The sequence below is a fragment of the Actinomycetospora callitridis genome, assembly GCF_028737265.1.
GTDB lineage: Bacteria > Actinomycetota > Actinomycetes > Mycobacteriales > Pseudonocardiaceae > Actinomycetospora > Actinomycetospora callitridis.
Genome location: NZ_JAQZAK010000002.1, coordinates 574,474 through 596,211, shown reverse-complemented (window position 1 = coordinate 596,211; position 21,738 = coordinate 574,474). Strand labels below are relative to the sequence as shown.

At 73.8% G+C, this 21,738-nt stretch carries 17 protein-coding genes and 1 tRNA gene; 9 read left to right on the top strand and 9 right to left on the bottom strand.

All coding sequences use genetic code 11. The features are described 5' to 3' along the window. Positions 1-26: 26 nt before the first annotated feature. Positions 27-1,238, bottom strand: coding sequence for a carboxylate--amine ligase (locus PH191_RS08720; RefSeq protein ID WP_274194226.1), 1,212 nt, complete (start codon positions 1,236-1,238; stop codon positions 27-29). Between the two features lie 103 nt (positions 1,239-1,341). Here PH191_RS08720 and PH191_RS08715 point away from each other — a divergent pair, with 103 nt between their 5' ends. Beyond that, positions 1,342-2,277 (top strand): glycosyltransferase family A protein, encoded by a 936-nt coding sequence (locus tag PH191_RS08715; RefSeq protein ID WP_274194225.1) that lies wholly within the window; start codon positions 1,342-1,344, stop codon positions 2,275-2,277. 28 nt (positions 2,278-2,305) lie between these two features. Here PH191_RS08715 and PH191_RS08710 read toward each other — a convergent pair whose 3' ends face one another. From PH191_RS08710 to PH191_RS08695, 4 genes are all read right to left on the bottom strand, one after another. Beyond that, positions 2,306-3,256 carry a heparin lyase I family protein gene (locus PH191_RS08710; protein WP_274194224.1) on the bottom strand — a complete coding sequence of 317 codons (951 nt, stop codon included), beginning with the start codon at positions 3,254-3,256 and terminating at the stop codon, positions 2,306-2,308. Between the two features lie 121 nt (positions 3,257-3,377). Further along, a complete protein-coding gene (locus PH191_RS08705) occupies positions 3,378-5,411 on the bottom strand; it encodes a lipopolysaccharide biosynthesis protein (protein WP_274194223.1) in 2,034 nt (677 codons plus the stop codon). 256 nt (positions 5,412-5,667) lie between these two features. Continuing rightward, a tRNA-Gln gene (locus PH191_RS08700) sits at positions 5,668-5,738 on the bottom strand. Positions 5,739-5,848: 110 nt separating this feature from the next. Continuing rightward, positions 5,849-6,853 (bottom strand): heparin lyase I family protein, encoded by a 1,005-nt coding sequence (locus PH191_RS08695; RefSeq protein WP_274194222.1) that lies wholly within the window; start codon positions 6,851-6,853, stop codon positions 5,849-5,851. A 619-nt stretch (positions 6,854-7,472) separates the two neighbouring features. Between PH191_RS08695 and PH191_RS08690 the strand changes: the two genes are divergently transcribed. Genes PH191_RS08690 through PH191_RS08670 form a run of 5 tightly spaced genes read left to right on the top strand, consistent with a single transcriptional unit; the run spans position 7,473 to position 12,977 of the window. Further along, positions 7,473-9,158, top strand: coding sequence for a sugar transferase (locus PH191_RS08690; RefSeq protein ID WP_337994050.1), 1,686 nt, complete (start codon positions 7,473-7,475; stop codon positions 9,156-9,158). A gap of 10 nt (positions 9,159-9,168) precedes the next feature. After that, the gene (locus PH191_RS08685; protein ID WP_274194221.1) at positions 9,169-10,431 is read left to right on the top strand and encodes a class I SAM-dependent methyltransferase; all 1,263 of its coding nucleotides are present in this window, start codon (positions 9,169-9,171) and stop codon (positions 10,429-10,431) included. Beyond that, positions 10,428-11,249 carry a glycosyltransferase family protein gene (locus PH191_RS08680; RefSeq protein WP_274194220.1) on the top strand — a complete coding sequence of 274 codons (822 nt, stop codon included), beginning with the start codon at positions 10,428-10,430 and terminating at the stop codon, positions 11,247-11,249. Before PH191_RS08685 ends, PH191_RS08680 begins: the two co-directional genes overlap by 4 nt. 3 nt (positions 11,250-11,252) lie before the next feature. Beyond that, a complete protein-coding gene (locus tag PH191_RS08675) occupies positions 11,253-11,909 on the top strand; it encodes a PIG-L deacetylase family protein (RefSeq protein WP_274194219.1) in 657 nt (218 codons plus the stop codon). Between the two features lie 42 nt (positions 11,910-11,951). Further along, a complete protein-coding gene (locus PH191_RS08670; protein WP_274194218.1) occupies positions 11,952-12,977 on the top strand; it encodes an NAD-dependent epimerase/dehydratase family protein in 1,026 nt (341 codons plus the stop codon). 38 nt (positions 12,978-13,015) lie between these two features. Here PH191_RS08670 and PH191_RS08665 read toward each other — a convergent pair whose 3' ends face one another. After that, a complete protein-coding gene (locus tag PH191_RS08665; protein WP_274194217.1) occupies positions 13,016-13,564 on the bottom strand; it encodes a dTDP-4-dehydrorhamnose 3,5-epimerase family protein in 549 nt (182 codons plus the stop codon). 49 nt (positions 13,565-13,613) lie between these two features. On the opposite strand from PH191_RS08665, the gene PH191_RS08660 reads away from it, so the two are divergent. Continuing rightward, positions 13,614-14,756: a class I SAM-dependent methyltransferase gene (locus PH191_RS08660; RefSeq protein ID WP_274194216.1), complete on the top strand. Its 1,143-nt coding sequence runs from the start codon at positions 13,614-13,616 to the stop codon at positions 14,754-14,756. Positions 14,757-14,778: 22 nt separating this feature from the next. Here PH191_RS08660 and PH191_RS08655 read toward each other — a convergent pair whose 3' ends face one another. Next, entirely contained in the window at positions 14,779-15,993 is a 1,215-nt protein-coding gene (locus PH191_RS08655; protein WP_274194215.1) for a glycosyltransferase, read from the bottom strand. Further along, positions 15,990-17,093: a glycosyltransferase family A protein gene (locus PH191_RS08650; protein WP_274194214.1), complete on the bottom strand. Its 1,104-nt coding sequence runs from the start codon at positions 17,091-17,093 to the stop codon at positions 15,990-15,992. Before PH191_RS08650 ends, PH191_RS08655 begins: the two co-directional genes overlap by 4 nt. Before the next feature lie 294 nt (positions 17,094-17,387). Here PH191_RS08650 and PH191_RS08645 point away from each other — a divergent pair, with 294 nt between their 5' ends. Together PH191_RS08645 and PH191_RS08640 are read left to right on the top strand one after the other, a co-directional pair. Further along, positions 17,388-18,494 carry a polysaccharide lyase family 20 protein gene (locus PH191_RS08645; RefSeq protein WP_274194213.1) on the top strand — a complete coding sequence of 369 codons (1,107 nt, stop codon included), beginning with the start codon at positions 17,388-17,390 and terminating at the stop codon, positions 18,492-18,494. Next, positions 18,491-19,510, top strand: coding sequence for a hypothetical protein (locus PH191_RS08640; RefSeq protein ID WP_274194212.1), 1,020 nt, complete (start codon positions 18,491-18,493; stop codon positions 19,508-19,510). The genes PH191_RS08645 and PH191_RS08640 overlap by 4 nt, the downstream gene beginning before the upstream one ends. Before the next feature lie 96 nt (positions 19,511-19,606). Here the strand turns inward: PH191_RS08640 and PH191_RS08635 are convergent, their stop codons facing one another. Next, positions 19,607-21,715 carry a lipopolysaccharide biosynthesis protein gene (locus PH191_RS08635; RefSeq protein ID WP_274194211.1) on the bottom strand — a complete coding sequence of 703 codons (2,109 nt, stop codon included), beginning with the start codon at positions 21,713-21,715 and terminating at the stop codon, positions 19,607-19,609. Positions 21,716-21,738: the final 23 nt, after the last annotated feature.

Genomic DNA, 21,738 nt, shown 5'->3' with positions numbered 1-21,738 from the left:
GGGCGTTCTCCCCTGCCCGGCGAGATTTAGTGGGCGGCGCGGTCCGGCGTCGCGGGCGTCTTGTCCGGCGTGATCCCGGAGCCCAGGCGGGCCAGGAACGGGCGCGGGTCGGACGCGTCGAACGTGGCGAGCACCCGCGAGGACACGTAGGGCCGCAGGCCGCCGAGCGGGGCGAGCCGGCCCTCGCGCCAGCGCGTGGCGAGGACGCGGGGGTCCTTGAACTCGTTGACCCAGTGCACGCCCTCGCGCCACGGGGTCTGCGTCGGCAGCACGCCGTCGACGAGGTGGCGGTAGGTCAGCAGCGGGAAGTCGACGCCCGCGCGGACGGCCAGGCGACCCGACATGTTCGGCCGGCCGTTGACCTCCATGAGGTAGTGGCGGCCGTTGCGCTCGTCCTGCTTGAACTCGACGTTGGCGAAGCCCTCGATGCCCATCGCGGCGACGATCGCGCGGCCCGGCTCGACCACCTCGGGCACGCGGCCGCTGACGACGGCGCAGGGGTAGCCGAAGTCGGACGGCGAGAGGCGCAGCTTGCGCGACGTCATCTCGACGCGCGGCTCGCCGTCGACGACGTAGACGTTGTAGTTGACCCCGCCGGTCTCCGGGCCCGGGATGAGCTCCTGGACCATCGTGCCGATGGCGAGCGCGTGCGCCTCGCCCCAGGCGGCGCGCAGCTCGTCGGGGGTGTGCACCCGCTTCATCTTCACGCCGAAGGCGCGGTTGTAGCGGTAGCTCTCGGCCGGCTTGACGAGGCACGGGAAGCGCAGCCGGCCGACCAGCGCCTCGAGCTCCTCGGGCGAGGTCGGCGACGCGGTGCGCGGCGCCTCGACACCGGCGCGGTCGGCGATCTCGGAGGTGATGCGCTTGTCGAGGAAGCCCTGGGCGACGCGGTCGGTCGCGCAGGCCACCGTGTGCCGCGCGGAGAGCGCGTCGTGGTGGGCGGCGACCGCCTCGAGGCTCTCGTCGGTGGTCGGCACGATCAGGCCGGGCCCGTACTCGTCGGCCAGGCGCAGCAGCGCCTCGACGTACTCGAGCGTGCGGTCGGCGGGGTCGGGCACGGTCACGCCGGCGGCGATCCGCCGCGAGTGCCGCGTCGTCTCCCGGGGCGTGGTGACGACCGAGACGACGGGGACACCCGCTCGGCCGAGTGAGCCGACGACAGCCAGCCCTGCTTCGTACCCGCCGAGTACATAGGCGGGCGTGCGGGTGAACCTCGAGGCGGTCCGATCCGGGCGCATGGGCCAAAAGGGTAGAGCGGGTGGCGCGCCACGTCCGAGCGACCCGGCCCCGGGGGTCCGGACCCGGGCGGGGGGCGTCCGTTCTGCCCGCTAACCTCGTGTCGTGGCCCCGCTCCCCGGACCGCAGTTCACGGTGTTCACCGCCTCCTACAACCGCGCGCACACGCTGCCGCGGGTCTACGCGAGCCTGCAGGCGCAGACCCTGCGTGACTTCGAGTGGCTCATCGTCGACGACGGCTCCACCGACGGCACCGCCGAGCTCGTGGCGGGGTGGGCCGCCGAGGCGGACTTCCCGATCCGCTACCTGGTCCAGGACCACGGCGGCAAGCACAAGGCCGCGAACCTGGGCGCCCGCGAGGCGCACGGGGAGCTGTTCCTGCCGCTGGACTCCGACGACGAGTGCCGGCCCGAGGCGCTCGAGCGCTTCGCCGCGCACTGGGCCGGCATCCCGGAGTCGCAGCGCGCCTCGTTCTCGGCGGTCACCGCGCTCTGCGACGACCAGCACGGCGAGATCGTCGGCTCGCGCTTCCCGCACGACCCGACCGACTCCGACGCGCTGGAGATCCGCTACCGGTACCACGTGACCGGCGAGAAGTGGGGCTTCCAGACCACGGCCGTGCGCCGGGAGTTCCCGTTCCCCGAGGTCGACGGCCAGCCGAACGTGCCCGACGCGATCGTGTGGAACCGCATCTCGCGCTCCTACCGGACGCGGTTCGTCAACGAGGTGCTGCGCACCTACCACGTCGACGGCAACGACTCGATCACGCAGCAGAGCCGCTCGTCCGCGGTGTGGCGCGCGCCGGCGTTCGCGCTGCGCTGGCGCGTCACCCTCAACGAGGAGCTGGACTGGTTCCGCCACGACCCGCGCTGGTTCGTGCGCGCCGCGGCGAACTACTCACGCTTCTCGTGGGACCAGGGCCGCTCGTTCCGCGACCAGGGGCGCGACCTGACCAGCCCCCAGGCTCGTCTGCTGCACGCCGCGACGGCCCCGCTGGGCTGGATGCTGCACCGGCGCGACCGCGCCGCCGCCGCGGCCTGACGCCCGCCCTGCAGGACCCGCCCGGTCCTCAGATCTTCTGGCGGCGCCGCACCACGACGACCGCCGCGACGACGATCGCGATGAGCGCGAGCGTGCCGGCGGCGAGGCCCGTCCGCAGGCCCGATTCGGACCCTGTGGACTCCTCGGGCGAGGCGTCGGGGCTGCCCTCGCTGGACGAGGCGCCCTGGTCGACCATCGCGGCGTCGACGGCCGCGCGGGTGCGACCGACGGCCACGTCGTCCATGGTCAGCTGGGCGCGGTCGGTGAGGTCCTCGGAGCGGTAGAGCCCGACCTTCATGTAGTCGCCGTCGTCGTAGAGCGTGCCGTCCGGCGGGTGGAACGCCGTCACGGTGCGGCGGCCCTGGGACCACACGTCGACCGTGCCCGTGCCCGGGTCCCGGGAGAACACGATCCGCACGATGATGTCGATCGGGTCGCCGGGCTGGATGCGGGTGATCGGCTGCTCGTAGCGCTCGTTCCGGTTGTCGTCGCCGCCGGTGATCATGAGCTGGCCGCTCTGGATGGCGATGGCCACCGGGGGCGAGCCCTCGTCGCCGTAGTGGTGCCACTGCATGAAGATCTGGAAGCGGTCGGCGTCCACGGGGAAGTCGTCGGCCAGCTGGCCGCGGTACCCGTAGTAGTAGACGTCGCCCTCGCGGCCGTCGGGGACGCGCGGCAGGAGCTCGCTGCGCTGGTCGCCGCCGTCGAGGGTGAACTGCAGGGCGCTGCCGTGCCCGGTCGGGGAGGAGACCTCCTGCGGGGCGCCGTCCTGCTCGTTGTAGTCGTTGCGGTTGAACGAGTCGAGCATGTCGCCGCCGGTGTCGGCCCGCCAGATCAACGGGTTGCCCCCGGGGGGGCTCTGCTCGTCGGCGAGGGCGGGCGGCGCGACCAGCACGACGAGCACGGCGACGATCGCGGTGGTGAGGGCGGCGACGACTCGTCGCGCCCGGGTCCGTCCACCGTTGCTGTTGACCGTCACACCGCTCCCGGATCGCCTGTCGGATGAGTCGTGAGGGGCGCCCCGTCCCGCTGGGCACCGCACCTCCCGGCCTGCTCGACAGTACCCGGACAGGGTGAAGGCCCGGTCGGCTCGACCGCGCTCAGGAGCCGTCGTGACGTGAGCGACGCACGATCTGCAGCGGCTCCGCGTCGCGGTCGTGGCGCCCGTCACGCCGTGCGTGGGCGGGGTGTCCCGGTCGCGCCCGGCCCGGGCCCCGCCCGTTGGTGTGCCCGTTGGTGTGCCCGTTGGTGTGCCCGTTGGTGTGCCCGTTGGAGTGGCCGTTGGTGTGGTCCTCCGAGGGCCCGTGGCCGTTGGCGGTGTGGCCGTTCGTGTGGCCGTTCGTGTGGCCGTCGGCCGGCGGCGTCACGGGGGCCAGGTAGAGGCGCTCGGTGACCGCGACGGCCCAGGGCGGCGCGGTCTCGACACCCTCGCCGGAGGCGATGAGCACGGTGGGGGCGTCGAGCGCGTTCCACTCGGGAGTGGCCTCACGGGACGCGATCGCCTCGGTCGGCGCCCCGGCGGCGGTCGGGACCGCCGCGGTCGGCACGACCTCGGGCTCCGGCTCGGGGACGGCGGCGTCGGACCCCGTCGGCCCCTTCTTGGGGCGGCGCAGCGCCGACCGCACCCCGGAGGCGAGCTCCCGGCTCACCGAGGGGGAGAGGATGCGCAGCAGGCCCAGGTAGAGGCCCAGGAAGACGAGGACGTCGACCAGCAGCAGGCCGAGCCCGACGACGATCGGGCGCCCGTCGGAGTGGAAGAAGCCGTTCTCGAGGACGAAGGTCGCGCCCATCGCGGCGACCCCGGCGACCAGCACCGGGAGCAGGACCTTGAGGGCGTCCCGGACGCGGACGCCGGCGACCCGCATGCCGATGACGACTGCCAGCGTGCCGGCGCAGAGCGCCTCGGCCGAGGCGGCCATGCCCACGCCGAGCAGTCCGAGGGTCGGCAGCAGGATCACCAGGGCGGTGATGCTGACGACGAGGCTGGTGCCGGTGACCCAGTTGAGCAGGCGGCTGCGGCCGGTGCCCTTGATGGACTCCTTGCCGATCGAGCCCAGCGCCATCCCGGGGCCGTAGCCGGCCATGCCCATGAGCACGAGGCCCGCGCCGCGCCACTGCTCGCCCAGCGCGATGACCACCAGGGGTTCGCCGATCGCGACGAGCAGCGCCCCGGCGGGCAACGACGTGACCCACAGCGCGGTCATCGCCCGCAGGAAGCCCCGGCGGAGCCGTCCCGCGTCCTTGGCGATGCGCGAGAACGCCGGGAAGAGCACGTAGGAGGCGATCTGGATGATCGCCGTGCCGGGCAGGGCCGCGATGCGCCGCCCGTAGCGGTACATGCCCAGCGAGGCCTCGCCGAGGACGCGGCCGGTGAGGCCCGCCTCGGCGAACTCGCGGCCCTTCTGGGCGAACTCGCTGGCGATGAGGGGGAGGGCGAACCGCGCCATCTCCCGCCAGATCGTGAAGCTGAAGTGCCCACGGCCCGGCCACCAGCCCGCGAGCCACCAGGTGAGCACCAGGGTCACGACCTGCGAGGCGTACAGGGCGATGACGAGGCCCCACACGCCGAAGTCGAGCGCGGAGAGCGCGATCGCGGTGGCCGCGAACGTCACCGCCGTCGACGGGTTGACGATCATCCGGCGCTTGAAGTTGAAGCGCCGCTGCATCAGGCCGTCGGGCACGTTGGTCAGCGCGTGGATGGCCAGGACCGCCGCGGTGGCGGCGCAGACCGCGCCGGCCACGTCCCCGCCGAAGAAGGCCCCGATCAGCGGGGAGAGGGCGAACGCGATGCCGGACATCACGATGCCGTTGACCAGCGTCACCCAGAACACGGTGTCCGCCGCGTCCTCGAGGTCCTTCTCGCGCTGGATGAGCGCGGCCCGCAGGCCGCCCTCGGAGAACGTCACGAGGAAGTTGACGAGGATCGACCCGGCGGTGAAGGCGCCGACCTCGGCCGGGCTGAGCAGGCGGGCGACCGCCAGCGTCTGGATCAGCGAGATCGACTGCGTGACGACCAGGACGATCGCGGAGATCTTCGCCCCGCGCTGGAGGGTCTTCGAGAGCTTGTCGACCGACGGCTGTGCCGTCGCCTCGGCGGTCTTGTCCGCCGTGCCGGGCTGCTCGGGGCCGCTCATGTGGTCGGAGGGGTCACTTCTCCGGTGCCGGGTGTCGGAGGACGGCACCGGCCCGGGGACACGCCACCCACGAGCGCGGTCGCCGGTCCGACGTACCGACGTGGGGAGCGGGGCACCAGCTCAGCGTAGCGAAGCCGGACACGCAGCGCGTCCGGCGGTGCTCTCACCATCGAGGTTGACCCGGACGCGACGGCATCGTTTCTGCTCGACGCATGCCGATCGGCCGACCGGACGAGAGGACCCCCGTGAGCCGCTGCTCCGCCGCCAGGATTCGAACCTGGATCATCGGAACCAAAATCCGAGGTGTTGCCCTTACACCACGGCGGATCGTCGCCTGCGACGGTGACCATGGTGACACGCAGGACCCGGCGGCCGGCGCGCGCGGTGACCGAGTCGCCCTGCCGGAATCCCTCGTCGGGTGCGGGTCGGCCCGGCGCTCAGCGCCGGGTGCGGGCGTCGCGGCGGGTGGCCACCAGCAGGAGCACGACCGCGACGAGCAGCACGCCGGCCACCCAGGTCACGGCGTCGCCGTCACGGCCGGCGGCGGCGCCCGACGGGGAGGCCGCGACGGCAGGGTCGGCGTCCTCGTCCTCGTCCTCGTCCTCGCCGGCCGTGGCCGAGCCGGTGCGGGCTGTGGGGGAGACGGAGGCCATCGTGCGCCCGACCCGCAGGTCGTCGACCCACAGCCGCCCGCCCTCGTCGATCGCGGTGGCCCGGTAGAGACCGACCTTCAGGTAGTTGGAGCCGTCGAGCATCGTGCCGGCCGGCGGGCGGTGGCCCTCGAGGACGGGACGGCCGTCGCGCCAGATGTCGACGGCGCTGCGCTGCGGGTCCTGCGAGAACGCGACACGCATCGTGACGTCGAGGCGGTCGCCGCCCCGCACGGGCCCGAGGTCCTGGAGGTTCTCGCCCTCCGTGGCCAGCAGCAGCCGGCCCTGCTTGATCTCGAGGGCGAGGGGCGGCGAGCCCGAGTCGCCGGTGTGGTGCCACTGCAGGACGACCTGCCAGGCCTCGGTGTCGGTCGGGAAGTCCCGCGCCAGTCCGCCGCGGTACGTGTAGAACCACACGTCGCCCTCGACCTGGTCGGGCACGCGGGGCTGGACCTCGCTGCGCTGGTCGCCGCCGTCGAGCCGGAACTCCAGGGCCTGGCGGCCCGGTGCCGTCGGCGAGGCGATCTGTCGGGGCGCGCCGTCCTGCTCGTTGTAGCCGTTGCGGTCGAACGCGGCGAGCACGTCGCCGGCGGCCGGGAGCTCCCAGGTCGCCCGGTCGGCGCCGGGGGCGTCGGGCGCGGCGGTGGCCACCGGGGCCCCGGCGCCCAGCAGGGCGGCGAGCAGGGCGGCGAGCAGGGCGGTGACCGCGACGGCGGAGCGGGTGGCACGGCCGGTGCGACGGCCGATGCGACCGGGCCGGGTCGCCCGTCGGGCGACGGCGTCGTGGGGCATCGGGGCGCTCCTCGTCTGGCGCGGTCGGGGCTGCGTCGGCCAGGAGGCCGATCAGGGGGTCGATCGCTGGGTCGATCACCCGGTCGATCACTGGGTCGATCACCGGTGATCGACGGCGACCCCGGGCCGAATCCGGACGAAACCGGCGAGGTGGTTCGTCCGGCGGCACCATACCGAGCAAGGCCGTGCCCCTTACGGCGGTACCAACGACGGACGGTCGCACCCGGTTCGTCCTGTTCGTCCGGGTACACGGTGGTGTCGTCGACAGATGGTCACCGTGACCGTCGGGAGCGCGTTCGGGGCACCCGCGCCGCCGGGGCTGCTCCGGGCGTGCGGCACGATGCCCGGCACGGTGGCGGCGCGTACCCGGGTCGGGGTTCTCGACCGTGGCCGTGCCCCGCCCGGTCCAATCCTGGGTGTCATCGGCGTGACCGTGCCGGTGGCGATTCGTTGATCCGGACGGCACCACGGTGAGGTGCCGGCGGCTCGACGGAAATTCGGGTGAACGGCCACGCAACCTCACCGCGGCCCTGGGCGTCATACGTCGAGCGGAAAGGTGTCCATGGCCGACGAGGTGCTACGAGTGGGTACGCCCACGCGTACGACCGACGGGGGCGACGTGAAGCACGGACAAGCACGGATCGAGGAGCAGGCGGGGTCGTCCAAGACGGACGGCCCGGCCGGCGTGCCCCTCGACGCCTCGACCGGGACCCCGGTCGAGACCGGGATCACGCGCGGGATCGGCGGCAGGATCGACCCCAGGATCGACACCCCGATGTCCGCGGGCATCGACACCGGGATCGAGCGCGGCGTCTTCGTCGAGCCCGCGCCGACGGCGCCGGGCTTCGTGCGCATCTGGGAGGACGAGGGCCCGGAGCAGCCCGGCAGCGTCGCGGTGGCCACGAGCTGGCAGCTGAAGTTCGCGCTCGCCGTGGCCGTCTCCGACCTCGCCACCCTCGCGATCTGCGTCGTGCTCGGCGCGTTCGTCGGCTTCGGTGAGGGCGTCGGCCCGCAGAGCTCCGACCCGTGGGTGCTCGGCGGGGCGGCGGGCGTGCTCGTCACCCTGGCGATCGTCGCCTGCCGGGCCTGGGACCCGCGCACGCTCGGCCAGGGCGCGGAGGAGTGGAGCCGTCTGATCCGCGCGTTCGTCTCCGCGGCGATCGTGCTGGGCCTCGGCGGCCTCGCGATCGAGCGCCTCGGCGTGCGGCCCTGGGTGTTCGGCGTCCTGCCCGTCGCCGGCCTGCTGGCGATGGCCGGGCGCTACATGCTGCGGCGCTGGCTGCACCAGGCGCGCAAGCGTGGCCGCGGGATGCTCCCCGTCCTCGCCGTCGGCACCGAGCAGTCGGTGCGCGACCTCGTGGAGCGCACCCGGCGCGTGCCGCACATGGGCTGGGTTGTCATCGCGGCCTGCACGCCGACCGGTCTCGGCGAGGAGGGACAGGGCCACGTGGCCGGCGTCCCGGTCATCGGGGACCTCGACGACCTCTCCACCAGCGTGGGCAGCGGGCGCTACGGCGTCGTCGCCGTCGCCCCGACGCCGGGCTGGAGCCCCAAGCGCCTCCACCGTCTGGCGTGGGACCTCGAGGGCACCGGCTCCGAGCTCGTCGTCGACCCGGGCCTCATGGAGGTCGCCGGGCCGCGCCTGCACGTCGCGCCCGTCGACGGCCTGCCGCTGCTGCGCCTCACCGAGCCGCGCCTCTCGGGCGTGCCGCGGGTGTTCAAGCTGATGTTCGACCGCGTCACCACCGCGGCGATCCTCCTGCTGCTGGCGCCGGTGTTCGCGGTCATCGCGTTCGTCGTGAAGCTCGACGGCGGGCCGGTGTTCTACCGGCAGACCCGCGTCGGGCAGCGCGGCAAGACCTTCCAGATGATCAAGTTCCGGTCGATGGTCCCGGACGCCGACAAGCTCCGCGAGGACCTCGTCGCCGGCACCAACGACGGGTCCGGGCCGCTGTTCAAGCTGCGCAAGGACCCGCGCGTCACCCGGATCGGCCAGCTCCTGCGGCGCTACTCGCTCGACGAGCTGCCCCAGCTGTTCAACGTCATCGGCGGCTCGATGTCGCTGGTCGGGCCCCGCCCGCCGCTCCCCGGCGAGATCGAGGTCTACACCGACGCCGCCAAGCGCAAGTTCCTCGTCCGCCCCGGCATGACCGGGCTGTGGCAGGTCAGCGGCCGTTCCGACCTCTCGTGGGAGGAGTCGGTCCGCCTGGACCTGCGGTACGTGGAGAACTGGTCGCCCGCGATGGACCTGGTGATCATGTGGAAGACGGTCTCCGCGGTGTTCCGCGGCGACGGCGCCTACTGAGATGGACCGAGTGGACACCAAGATCACCTGCCGGCTCTGCGGCTCACCCGACCTGACGAGCTTCGTCGACCTCGGCGCCACCCCGCCGTGCGAGCTCTTCCTCACGGCGGACGCCCTCGAGGCGCCGGAGCAGACGTTCCCCCTGCACCCCCGTGTCTGCGCGTCGTGCCTGCTCGTGCAGCTGCCCCCGCTGATCGACCCCGACGAGACGTTCACGGAGTACGCGTACTTCTCGTCGTTCTCGACGTCGTGGGTGGACCATGCCCGCCGCTTCGTCACCGCCGCCACGGAGCGCGCCGGGCTCGGTCCCGACTCGCTCGTGGTCGAGGCCGCGAGCAACGACGGCTACCTGCTCCAGCACGTGGTCGCCGACGGCATGCGCGCGCTGGGTGTCGAGCCGAGCGCCAACGTCGGGCAGGCCGCCCGCGACAAGGGCGTGCCGACGCTGACGGCGTTCCTGTCCCCGGAGACCGGCGCGGCGGTCCGCGCGGAGAACGGGCCGGCGGCGCTCGTCGTCGCCAACAACGTCTACGCGCACATCCCCGACCTGGTGGGCTTCACCCAGGGCCTGCGGGCCATGGTGGCCGACGACGGCTGGGTGTCGATCGAGGTGCAGCACCTGCTCACGCTGATGCGGTACCGCCAGTTCGACACGATCTACCACGAGCACTTCCAGTACTACACGCTCGGCACGGCGCAGAAGGCGCTGCGCTCGGGCGGCCTGGAGCTCGTCGACGTCGAGCTCGTGCCCACCCACGGCGGGTCGATCCGGTGCTGGGCGCGGCCCACCGAGGTCGGTCAGGGGCCGTCGCAGGCCGTCGCCGACGTGCTCGCCGAGGAGACCGCGGCCGGCCTGGACACCGTCGAGGGCCACGCCGGGTTCGCCCGCGAGGTCTCGCGGATCCGCAACGACCTCATGCGCTTCCTGGTCGACGCCGCCGACGCCGGGAAGACCGTCGTGGGCTACGGCGCGCCGGGCAAGGGCAACACCCTGCTGAACTACTGCGGGATCCGCCCCGACCTGCTGGCGTACACGGTCGACCGGAACCCCTACAAGCACGGGCGCTACACCCCGGGCACGCGGATCCCGATCCACGAGCCCGAGCGCATCGACGCCGACCGGCCCGACTTCGTCCTGGTCCTCCCGTGGAACCTGCGGGAGGAGATCACCGCGCAGCTCGCGCACGTGGCCGACTGGGGCGGATCGCTCGTCTTCCCGATCCCCTCGCTGCAGGTGGTCGAACCCGGGTCTGGCAAGGTGCTGCGACCGTGAAGGTCGTTCTCTTCTGCGGTGGCTACGGCATGCGGATGCGCAACGGGGACTCCGACGCACCCAAGCCCATGCAGATGGTCGGGCCGCGCCCGCTCATCTGGCACGTGATGCGCTACTACGCGCACTTCGGGCACAAGGAGTTCATCCTGTGCCTGGGGTACGGGGCCCACCACGTCAAGGACTACTTCCTCGACTACCGCGAGACCGAGTCGAACGACTTCGTGCTCCGCAAGGGCGAGGTCGAGCTGCAGGGCTCCGACATCGCCGACTGGACGATCCACTTCGTCCACACCGGGCTGGAGTCGCCGATCGGCGAGCGTCTGCGCCGGGTGCGCCACCTCGTCGAGGACGAGGAGATCTTCCTCGCCAACTACGCGGACGTGCTCACCGACGCCCCGATCGACGACATGATCGAGACGTTCCGGGGCTCGGACGCCGCGGCCTCGCTGCTCGCCGTGCCCCCGCAGGCCGTCTTCCACATCGTGGACGTCGACCCGAGCGACCGGGTGAACTCGATCTACCCGGTCACCGACATGCGGATCCGGGAGAACGGGGGCTACTTCGCCCTGCGGCCCGAGGCGATCGACTACATCCCCGAGAACGGGGACCTCGTCGGCGACGCGTGCACGAGCCTGGCGAAGGAGGGCCGCCTGCTGTCCTACACCTACGACGGCTTCTGGCAGCCCGCGGACACCCTCAAGGAGCGCAACGCCCTCGAGGCCGCCTACCGGGCCGGCACGCGCCCCTGGATGGTGTGGGAGCGCGAGCCCGAGCGCACGCCGCTGGAGGGCCTCGTCGACGAGGCCCTCGGCCGCTGAGGCATGCGCACGCTGATCCCCGAGGCCCTCGACGAGCTGGTCCTGCTCGCCGCGCACTGCGACGACATCCCGCTCGGCGCGGGCGGGACGATCCTGACGCTCTGCCGGGCCCGCCCCGGCCTGCGCGTGCGGGCGCTGGTGCTCTCGGGCGGCGGGACGCCGCGGGAGGACGAGGAGCGCGCCGCGCTGGAGGCCTTCTGCCCCGGCGCGGACCTCGCGGTGACCGTGCGGGACATGCCCGACGGCCGCCTGCCCCACCACTGGCAGTGGGCCAAGGAGGCGCTCGAGGAGTTCCGCCGGACCTGCGAGCCCGACCTCGTGCTCGCCGGGCACCGGGGCGACGACCACCAGGACCACCGCGGCCTCGCCCGTCTCGTCCCGACGGTGTTCCGCGACCACCTGGCGCTGGGCTACGAGATCCTCAAAGCCGAGCCCGACCTCGCCCAGCCGCCCCTGCTCCTGCCCCTGGAGCCCGAGGTCGTCGCGGAGAAGAGCCGCCTGCTCCACGAGCACTACCCGTCCCAGGTCTCCCGCGCCTGGTTCGACGACGAGGCCTTCTCGGGCCTCGCCCGCATCCGCGGGGTGCAGGCCGGGGTGCGCTACGCGGAGGGCTTCCACCTGACGCGGGCGCTGCTCGGGCCCCCCGTACCGTCACGCTGACGCACTCAGCCACGACCAGTGCACGAAGGAAGGACGCCCGCCATGCGCGTGCTGCTCACCGGTCACCAGGGCTACCTCGGGACGCTGATGGCCCCGATGCTCACCGAGGCGGGGCACGAGGTCACCGGGCTCGACTCCGGCCTCTACGCCGACTGCGTCCTCGGCGAGCTCCCGGCCCCCGAGCCGCCCGCGCTGGCCGTCGACCTGCGTGACGTCACCGCCGAGCAGCTGCGCGGGTTCGACGCCGTCGTGCACCTCGCCGCGCTGTCGAACGACCCGCTGGGGGCGCTCGCGCCCGAGCACACGTACGACATCAACCACCACGCCTCGACGCGCCTCGCCCGCCTGGCGAAGGACGCCGGTGTCTCGCGCTTCGTCTACGCCTCCACGTGCTCGGTCTACGGGGCGTCGGGCACCGAGGACGTCCTCGACGAGGAGGCGCCGATGAGGCCGGTGACGCCCTACGCCGAGTCGAAGGTGCGCGTCGAGGCCGACCTCGTCGACATGGCCGACGACGACTTCGTGCCGGTGTCGATGCGCAACGCGACGGCGTTCGGCTTCTCCCCGCGGCTGCGCGCCGACATCGTGCTCAACAACCTCGTCGGCCACGCCCTGCTGTCGAACCGCATCCTCGTGATGAGCGACGGCACGCCCTGGCGGCCGCTGGCGCACGCCCGCGACATCGGCGGCGCCGTGGTCGCGGCGCTCGCCGCGCCGGCCGACGTCGTGCGCGCGCAGGCGTTCAACGTGGGCTCGACCGAGAACAACGTGCAGGTCCGCGACATCGCCGACGCCGTGAAGGTCGCGGTGCCCGAGGCCGAGCTGGTGATCACCGGCGAGACCGGCGGCGACCCGCGCTCCTACCGGGTCGACTTCGCGAAGATCGGCAAGTTCCTGCCGGACTTCCGCGCCGAGTGGTCGGTGGCCGGCGGCGCCGAGGAGCTCATCCGCGAGTACCGCGCCCGCGGGCTCACGCAGGAGGCCTTCGACCGGCGCTTCACCCGCCTCGCGGTCCTGAAGGACCGCCAGGCCGCCGGCACCCTCGACGGGTCCCTGCGCCCCTCCTGACCCCACGTGCGTGATCTTCTGAGCTATGGCTCAGAAGATCACGCACGAAGGAGGGCGCGCAGGTCGGCCCAGGAGCCCGCGGTGCGGTCGCGCTCCGAGATCGCGGTGACGGGCTCCGGCCAGGCGATCGCCAGATCGGGGTCGTCGTGCGCGACGGCCAGGTCCTCGCCGGGGGCGTGCGGGCGGTCGATGCGGTAGCAGACGTCCGCGACCTCGGTGAGCGCCTGGAAGCCGTGCAGGAGACCGGGGGGCACGTAGAGGTGCCAGAAGTCCTCGTCGTCGAGGCGGAACGTCTCCACCCGCCCGAACGTCGACGACCCGGGTCGGGCGTCGACGAGGACGTCGAGCACCGCCCCGTGCGCCGCGCGCACCAGCTTGGCCTCGCCGGCGCCCCGTCGCCCGTGCATGCCGCGCACCGTGCCGTAGCGGGAGCGCGACTGGCTGTCCTGGGCCGCCGGCCCGAGGTCGATGCCGTGCTCCGCGGCGATCGCGGTGTCGAACGTGCGGGTGAACAGCCCCCGGTCGTCGCGGTGGGGCGTCGGGACGAACACCCGGACGCCGTCGATGCCTGCCGTGCGAACCTCCACCCGCCGACCCTCCCATCCCGCCCCCGACGACCTCCGGGAGGATCCCACCGTGGAACCCGACACCCTCACCTGCCGCTGGTGCTCCGGCGCCGACGGCACGGTCGTGCTCGACCTCGGCGACCAGCCGGCCTCCGACCACTTCCCGGCCCTCGACGACCCGGGCCCGGACGCCGTGCACCCCCTGCGGATGTGGCTGTGCGCGACGTGTGGGCTCGCGCAGCTCGCGGAGGACCCGACGACCCCGGAGGAGCCGCGCGGCGCCGAGCCGGACGCTCTGGTCGCCCAGGCCCGCGACGCCGTCGCGCGCGTCGAGTCGGCCGGGCTCCTGCCGGTGGGTGGTGGCACCGTCACCGAGTTCGGCAGCCCGCACGGCGGCTCCTGGCTCGACCTCCTCGCGGCCACCGGCCTCAAGGAGGCGACGGCCCAGGACGGCCCGGCCGACGTCGTCATCGACTGCTTCGGGCTGATGCACGCCGCGGACCAGCGCGCGGGCCTGCTCGAGCGCGCCGCCGCCACCGCGCCGGGCGGTGTGCTGCTGCTGCAGTTCCACACGCTCGCCGCGATCGTGGCCGACGGTGGCTGGAACGCCCTGCGGCACGGGCACTTCGCGTACTACGCGACGCCGGTGCTGGCGCGGATGCTCGACGAGCTCGGCTTCGACGTCACCCACGGGTTCCTGTTCGATCTGTACGGCGGCACGGTGCTGCTGGCCGCCCGGCGCCGGGGCGCGGACGGCACGCGTGACGACGCCTCGGTGCAGTCGCTCGTCGAGCGCGAGGTGGCGCTCGGCGTCACCGACCCGGCCGTGGTGGCGGGCCTCGAGGACGCGGCGCGGCGCAGCGCCGAGGAGCTGCGCACCCACCTCGAGGGCTCCCGCGACGCCGGGCGCGCCGTGATGGGCTACGCGGCGGCGTCGCGGGCGGTACCGCTGCTCAACCGCGCCGGGATCGGGCCGGACCTGCTCCCGGCGGTGGCCGACGCCTCGCCCGGCAAGCAGGGCCGCCGCCTGCCCGGGGTGGGGGTGCCGATCGTGGCGCCGGAGGCGGTCGCCGAGCGTCGCCCCGACGAGGTCGTCCTCTTCGTCACCGACATGCTCGCCGAGATGCGCCGCCGGATGCCCGAGGTCGAGGGCGGCGGCGGCCGGTGGGTGATCGTCGACCCGACCGTGCGGGTGGTGCCGCCCGCGCGGTGAACCAGGGCCAGCCGGGACAGGGTCAGGCCGGGCTCGTCGTGGCCGCGAAGAGCCCGGCCCACTGGCGTCCGACGGCCTCCCAGCGGTAGTGCTCGTCCACCAGCCGGTGGGCGTCCTCGCGCAGCGCCCGGGCGTGCTCGGGGTCCTTGAGCACCTCGCGCACCGCGTCGGCGAAGGCGTCGGGCGTCTCGGCGGTGCGCAGGTGCACCCCGTCGCGGACCTCGGGCAGCGCCTCCACGCCCAGGGGGGTGGAGACGACGGCGATCCCGAGGCCGAACGCCTCGAGCACCTTGTTCTTCAGGCCGCTGCCCGTGCGCATCGGGTTGATCATCACCGGGTAGGGCGCCACCGCGCTGCGCAGGTCCTCCACGTAGCCGGTGAGGACGACGAGGGGGTCCTGGGCGGCGATCTCCGCGAGCCACGACGGGGCATTGGGCCCGACGATGCACAGCTCGACGCCCTCGTCGCGCAGGTAGGGCGCCCAGACCTCGTGCACGAAGAACCAGAGGGCGTCGCGGTTGGGCGCGAACCCGAGGTTGCCCCAGAACGCGACGCCGTGGCGGTCGCCGGGCCGGGGGAGCGGCGTCAGGAAGGCCTCGTCGACGCCGTTGGGCACCGTCGCGATCGACTCCCGGCGCCCGCGCCGCAGCTGCTCGATGGCCCGGGTGTCCGGGAGGCTGATCGTGGCGACGACGTCGAAGCGGTCGGGCAGGCGCGACTCGGTGGCCCTCTTGCGGCGCAGCGCGAGCTTGTCCATCCAGCGCTTCAGGCCCGTCGAGGGCTGGGTGCTCGCGGCGAGGGCGCGCTCGGTGGTGAGCACCCCGCTGTCGCACACGTCCACCACCACCGACACGCCCTGGAGCGTCGCCGCCAGCTCGGCGAGCGCGACGCCGAAGACGACGACGTGCGTGATCCCGCGCTCGGCGACGATCTCGCGCAACCGGTCGCGGGCCGCGGCGAACCGGCCGGGCCGGGAGAGCTGCATGTAGTGGTCGTTGGACCGGCGGAGGTATCGCCGGGGGCGCTCGCGGCCGGGCGGGAACGCGGAGAGCACCTCGACCGAGGCGAAGAGCGGGTCCACCGCGAGCCCGGTCGGACCGGACTCCCGGTCCTCCTCCAGCGGGATCACGGCGAGGTGTGCCTCACCGGGGAGGTGGGCGCAGAGGTTCGCGACGCGCAGGTCGTAGCCGCTCTGCCGCGACTCGATCCGGCGCGAGGCCAGGACCAGGATCCTCATCGCACCGTCCGCCGGCGCGCCCAGCGCGCCCGCCAGTCGCGCGCCCGCAGGCGGGCGACGCGCGCCTGCAGCCCGCGCTTGAGCGGGTGGACCGCCGACAGCGCGCCGGGGGCCACCCTCAGGGCGATCACCAGGGCGCCCGTGCGGGCGGACGGCCGCTGCGCGTGGGCCTCCCCGACGTGCCGGCGCGCCGTCGCGGCGTCGCCCTGCGAGAACGCGACCCGCGCCCGCCGGATCGCCTGCTGGTAGGTCAGACGCCGCAGGACGCGGTCGAGCGCCTCGCGCGCGTCGGGGTCGGCGGCGGCGTCCGCGGCGCGCCGCAGCACGAGCTCGCGCTGGCGCTCGAACTCCTCGGTGGCCTCCGGGTCCAGCGGGCGGCTCTCCGAGCCCCGCTCGAGGCGGAACAGGCCCAACCGGTCGCCGATGAGCCGCACGTCGTGGCCGGCGAGGATCGCGCGCAGCCAGAACTCGAGGTCGTGCACCACCGGCGCGTCGGTGTCGTGCCCCATCCCGCCGAGCGCGTCCCACACCTCGCGGCGGATCGGCGCGCTGTAGTACGGGCAGGGGCCGTCGATGATGTCGGCCACCCCGAGGCGCACCGCGCCCTCGGGCGCCTCCGCGAGGCCCGCCGTCTGCAGGTAGGTGCGCGCCAGCAGCTGCTGGCCGGGGTCGACGAACTGCACGGCGTCGCAGGTGACCGCCGCGACCCCCGGGTCGGCGTCGAGCACCTCGCCGGTGCGCGCGCAGAAGTCGGGCGTGACGGCGTCGTCGGCGTTGAGCACGACGAGGTAGCGGCCCGTGGCGTGCTCCGCGGCCGCGCGGACGCCGCCCACCGCACCCTTGTTCTCCTGCCGGACGAGGTGCACGCGGGCATCGTCGCGGTGGGCCTCGACGACGGCGGCGACCGCGTCGTCGTTGCCGTTGTCGACGACGACGAGCTCCCAGTCGCCCCGCGTCTGCGCGAGCACGGCGTCGATCGTGCGGCCGAGGGTGTCCGCCGCCTTGTAGGCGGTCGTGAGGAAGCTGAACGCCGGCGGGCCGTCCGGCAGGTGCGAGCCCGCAGCGCGGTCCCGGGCGCCGCCGTCGGAGCTGGTGGTCACCCGGTGAACGCTACCGCCGCCCCCCGGTCGCCCGTTCGGCCGCCCGGGGGCCTCCGCATTCGCCCCGGGCTCCCCGTTCCGGTGACGGCCGGGCCCCGAACGTGGAGAACGGGACGTTCTACCCCTCTTTCACTGGAGTCACAGCAGTCCCATCGTGCACTCAGACCTCATCAGCCCGTGTAATTGTGGTCGGCAGCGACGAGTGGTCGTCTAGATACGACGAACGGACGCCATGACTAGTCCGGTCGCGCTAAGCGGCAGGCGTTCGACGGTCGATGGTCTGGAGGGGTACGCGTGGCAGGGATCGGCACCGGCGGCAGCAGCACGTCGCGGCACGACGGCCGGAGGGGTGAGCGACAGGTCGCCCGGGGCGCCCGGACGGGTGTGCGCCGGACCGGCCGGGTGGTGGCCGCCGTCGCGCTCGCCCTCGCGGTCTCCGCGACCGACGCGGCGAGCGGCTGGGCCGAGGAGCCGACGCCCCCCACCGACTCGAGCACCCCGTCGACCTCGAGCACGCCGCCGGCCTCGAGCACGCCGCCCGCCTCGAGCACCCCGTCGACCTCGAGCACGCCGCCGGCCTCGAGCACGCCATCGGCCTCGAGCACCCCGCCGGCCTCGAGCACCCCGTCGGCCGAGGTCGACGTGGACGCCGGGCTCGGCGTGGACGTCGGCGCCACCCTCGGCGGCGGTGCGATGGACAGCACCCGCGGCGCGGTGCCGGTGGGTCGCCGCTCGCTCTTCACCGGCGACTGGGAGACCGGCGACTTCAGCCAGTGGCAGGTCTGCCAGTCGAAGCTGGTCAACGGGCGCTGCTCCACGATCGGGCGCGGCAACGCGAACATGGCGATCGTCGACGCACCCGGCGCGCGGCAGGGGCAGCACGCGGCGCGGTTCACGGTGCGTCCGGGCGACGTGCCGAACTTCGGGGGCGGCGAGCGCAGCGAGGTCCAGTCGAGCGCGGCGGGTGCCCTCGTGCACGAGGGCGACGAGCGCTTCTACGAGTGGTCCGTGCAGTACCCGGAGAACATGCCCGACGTCTCGGGCCGCTACTTCATCATCCTGCAGTGGCACAGCTCGTCGGGGTCGCCGCCGCTGGCGATCGACCTCAGCCGGGGCTCGGTCGACATCGGCGGTGACGGCGTGAAGTCGGCGCCGCGCCGCACGATCGGCCCGATCCGCCGCGGCCAGTGGGTCGACTACGTGCTGCACGTGAAGTTCTCCCGGAACGCCGGCTCCGGCTTCGTCGAGGCCTGGGAGAACGGCAGGCAGACGGTGCAGCGCACCAACCGGGCGACGATGGTCGACGGCGAGAACTACCTCAAGCAGGGCATCTACCGCGGCTCGAACTCCGAGGGCACGGTCGCGCTGACGATGGACGGCCTCCGGGTGACGGCGCCGTGAGGGGCGCGCGGCTCCTGACGACCGCCCTGGTCGCCGTGCTCGGGGTCCTCGGTGGCCCCCTGCTCGCGCCCGCGTCCTCGACGGCGCTCGCCGCGGAGACCGGACCCGTGCGCGACCTCTACCAGCAGCCGTTCTCCTGGGACTCCCCGTGGAACCTGCCCCTGGCGGAGTCGGCGCGCTTCGTGCCCTTCGACAGTGGGGCCGACCGCATCTACCTCGACATCGAGGACATCTCCGTCGACCCCGCCTTCCCGGTGAAGACCCTCGACGCCGACGGCCGCGACGTGCGGGTGCACACCGACCCGGAGCTCACCGCCGACGGGTCGTGGAACCACTGCTCGACGTTCCTCGTGGACGACGGCTCGCGGCGCACCGTGGTGCAGGGCCAGCCCCTGAAGCTCGAGGCGGGCGGCGACCCGTCGTTCGAGTTCGGGTGGCCCGAGGTGTCGCTGACCTCGACCGGCCTGCCCGGGTGCCACGGCGGGTCCGGGCTCTCGGGCCTCGGCGGCAGCGTCCGTGTCGGCGAGGTGTCCGGCGCGGCGCCCATCCGTCACGCGGTGAAGATCAGCCTGAACTGCAAGCGGACCTGCAGCACCGCCGGCGGCGGGTTCCGCTGGCCCGCGACGAAGGCCGACGGGTACTTCGAGGACCAGTACGGCGGGACGCTCGACGGCGTGCGGATGGGGTCGCTGCTGGCCGTCCCGCCCGACACCGACATCGCGGGCCTGCGCAACCCCGACGTCCGCAAGATCGCCGAGGCCATGCGCACCTACGGCGCCTACGTCGTCGACGACACCTCCGGGCAGAGCACGAACTCGCTGTCGGTCCAGGCCGGCGCCGAGAGGGAGCTGCCGAACATCGACTCCGAGGAGATGCAGGAGCTGTTCGGGATGCTCGACCTCGTCGACAACAGCACCGCCGCGACCCCGGGCGGCGGTCCGCTGGGCAGCCCGCGCCGGGCGGCGTGCGCGGGCCCGTTCGCCGACGGCACCGGCGGCGCGCCGCCGGGGTGCTGAACCCGCGGGTGGGTGCGCCGGGTGGATGGAGCGAGGGTCACCCTCGCTGCGCCGGACGCAGGTGAGGCGTCCCTCGCTCCCACCACGAGGCGATGGTCAGGACCCGTCGCGCGGCGGGTCCTTGCGCCCCTGGCGCCGGGTCACCACCGACACGAGGCGCCGGGAGCGACCGCCGTTGGCGTTCCCGTTCCCGTTCGCCGGCGGCGCGGCCGGGGCGGGCCCGACGGCCGTGGTCGGGGCGTCGAGCGGGGACACCGGCTCGCTCAGGGCGGTGGTCGGGGCGTCGAGGAGCGGGCCGTGGGGAGGCGCGCCCGGCACCCCGTTCCCGGCGGCACCGGGGGGCCGCGCCCCGACCGGGACCGGCGGGCGCGGCGGCGGTCCGGGGCGCGGGGCCTGGCGCCGGACGGGGACGTGGTCGGTGACGTCGTCGACCATGAACGGCAGGCGCAGGACGACGGTGGGCGCGTCGAGCAGGTCGCGGCGCCAGCCCTCGATGGCGTCCTCGGCGTCGGGCTCGGCGGCCTCGGCGCCCTCGGTGTCGTCGTCCTTGGACTTCCCGCGGCGGCGCACGGCGGCGAGGACCTCGCGCACGGACGCCGGGGCGATGAGGAGCAGCACCCCGAGGAAGATCCCGAGCAGCAGGAGCGTCTCGCCGGCGAGCGCGAGAAGGCCGAGCAGGATCGGCAGCTGGTCGGCGTCGACCACCGTCTGCTCGAGGAAGCCGACGGCCACCCCGGCCACGACCGCCGCGATCGTCGGCGGGATGAGCAGGCTCAGGAGCTCGCGCCACGTCACGTTCGCGAGGTCGCGCGCGAGCACGAGGCTGACGAACCCGCCGACCGCGGCGTCGATCGAGACGGCGGTACCGACGCCGAGGAGGCCGTACGGGAGCAGGAGGACGAGGCCGCCGACGCCGAGGACGACCGAGAGCCCCGTGAGGATGTGGATGCGCCGGCTCTTGCCCGCGCCCTTGATCGACTCCATCCCGATCGCGCTCATGGCCGCGCCGGGCCCGTAGCCCGCCATCGCCGCGACGAACAGGCCGGCGGGACGCCACTGCTCGCCGAGCAGGACCACGATCATCGGCTGGCCGAGCGCGATGAGCACCGCGGAGAACGGGATCGTCGCGATCCACAGGGCGCGCAGGCTGCGCAGGAATCCGTCGTGGAACCGCTTCGCGTCGGAGGCGATGCGCGAGAACGCGGGGAACAGCACGTACGACGCGACCTGGATGATCGCCGTGCCGGGCAGCACGCCGATGCGCCGGCCGTAGCGGTACTGACCGGCGCCGCCCTCGCCCAGACCACGCCCGATGAGGGTCGACTGGACGAGCTCGCGGGACTTGTCGGTGAGGTTCGAGACGATGAGCGGGAACGAGAACCCGGCCAGTTCGCGCCAGATCCGGTAGCTCGGGCGGGTCTTGCCGGGCCGCCACTTGCACATCACCCAGCACGAGATCAGCGTCGCGAGCTGGGAGGCGTAGAGGCCGATCACCATGCCCCAGACGCCGAACCCCGCGAACGCGAGGGCCACGGTGACCACCGCGAACGTGCCGGCCGTCAGCGGGTCGACGATGAGGCGCCGCTTGAAGTTGAAGCGCCGCTGCAGCAGCGCCTCGGGCACGTTGACCAGCGAGTGGATGAGCAGCGTGCCGCAGGTGGCCGCGCAGACCAGGCCGACCATCTCGCTGGAGAAGAACATCCCCAGCAGCGGGGCCGCGGCGAGCGCGGCGCCGGACATGAGCACGCCGGTGATCAGGCTCGCCCAGAAGGCCGTCTCCGTCGCCTTCTCGACGTCCTCCTCGCGCTGGATGAGCGCCGCGCGCATCCCGCCGTCCGCGATGGTCACCGCGAAGTTCGCGAGCAGGGTGCCGAGCGTGAAGATGCCGATCTCCGCCGGCGTCAGCAGCCGCGCGACGACGACGGTCTGCCCCAGCGAGATGAGCTGGGTGAACACCAGCGCGATCGCGGCGAACTGGGCGCCCCGGCGCAGCCGGCCCCCGAGGCCGTCGAGCGACGGGTTGTGCTCGTCGGGCTCGTTCACCTCGGGGGTGGCGCCACCCTCGGAGAGCGGGTCCGACGTCGCCTCGGGCATCGCCTCGGCGATGTCCGGCTCGGCGTGCTCCCGCGAGCGGTGGTCACGCGAGCCGGGGTCGCGCTCGGGACCCCGCTCGGGGTGGCCGTCGCTGTCCGGAGGCTGCGTCATGGACCTGTCATCGCCGTCGTGAC

Excerpts from the sequence above, each read along its gene's own strand:
- PH191_RS08695 (WP_274194222.1), bottom strand. The coding sequence starts at position 6,853 with ATGCCCCACGACGCCGTCGCCCGACGGGCGACCCGGCCCGGTCGCATC.
- PH191_RS08720 (WP_274194226.1), bottom strand. The coding sequence starts at position 1,238 with ATGCGCCCGGATCGGACCGCCTCGAGGTTCACCCGCACGCCCGCCTAT.
- PH191_RS08705 (WP_274194223.1), bottom strand. The coding sequence starts at position 5,411 with ATGAGCGGCCCCGAGCAGCCCGGCACGGCGGACAAGACCGCCGAGGCG.
- PH191_RS08670 (WP_274194218.1), top strand. The coding sequence starts at position 11,952 with ATGCGCGTGCTGCTCACCGGTCACCAGGGCTACCTCGGGACGCTGATG.
- PH191_RS08675 (WP_274194219.1), top strand. The coding sequence starts at position 11,253 with ATGCGCACGCTGATCCCCGAGGCCCTCGACGAGCTGGTCCTGCTCGCC.
- PH191_RS08655 (WP_274194215.1), bottom strand. The coding sequence starts at position 15,993 with ATGAGGATCCTGGTCCTGGCCTCGCGCCGGATCGAGTCGCGGCAGAGC.
- PH191_RS08635 (WP_274194211.1), bottom strand. The coding sequence starts at position 21,715 with ATGACGCAGCCTCCGGACAGCGACGGCCACCCCGAGCGGGGTCCCGAG.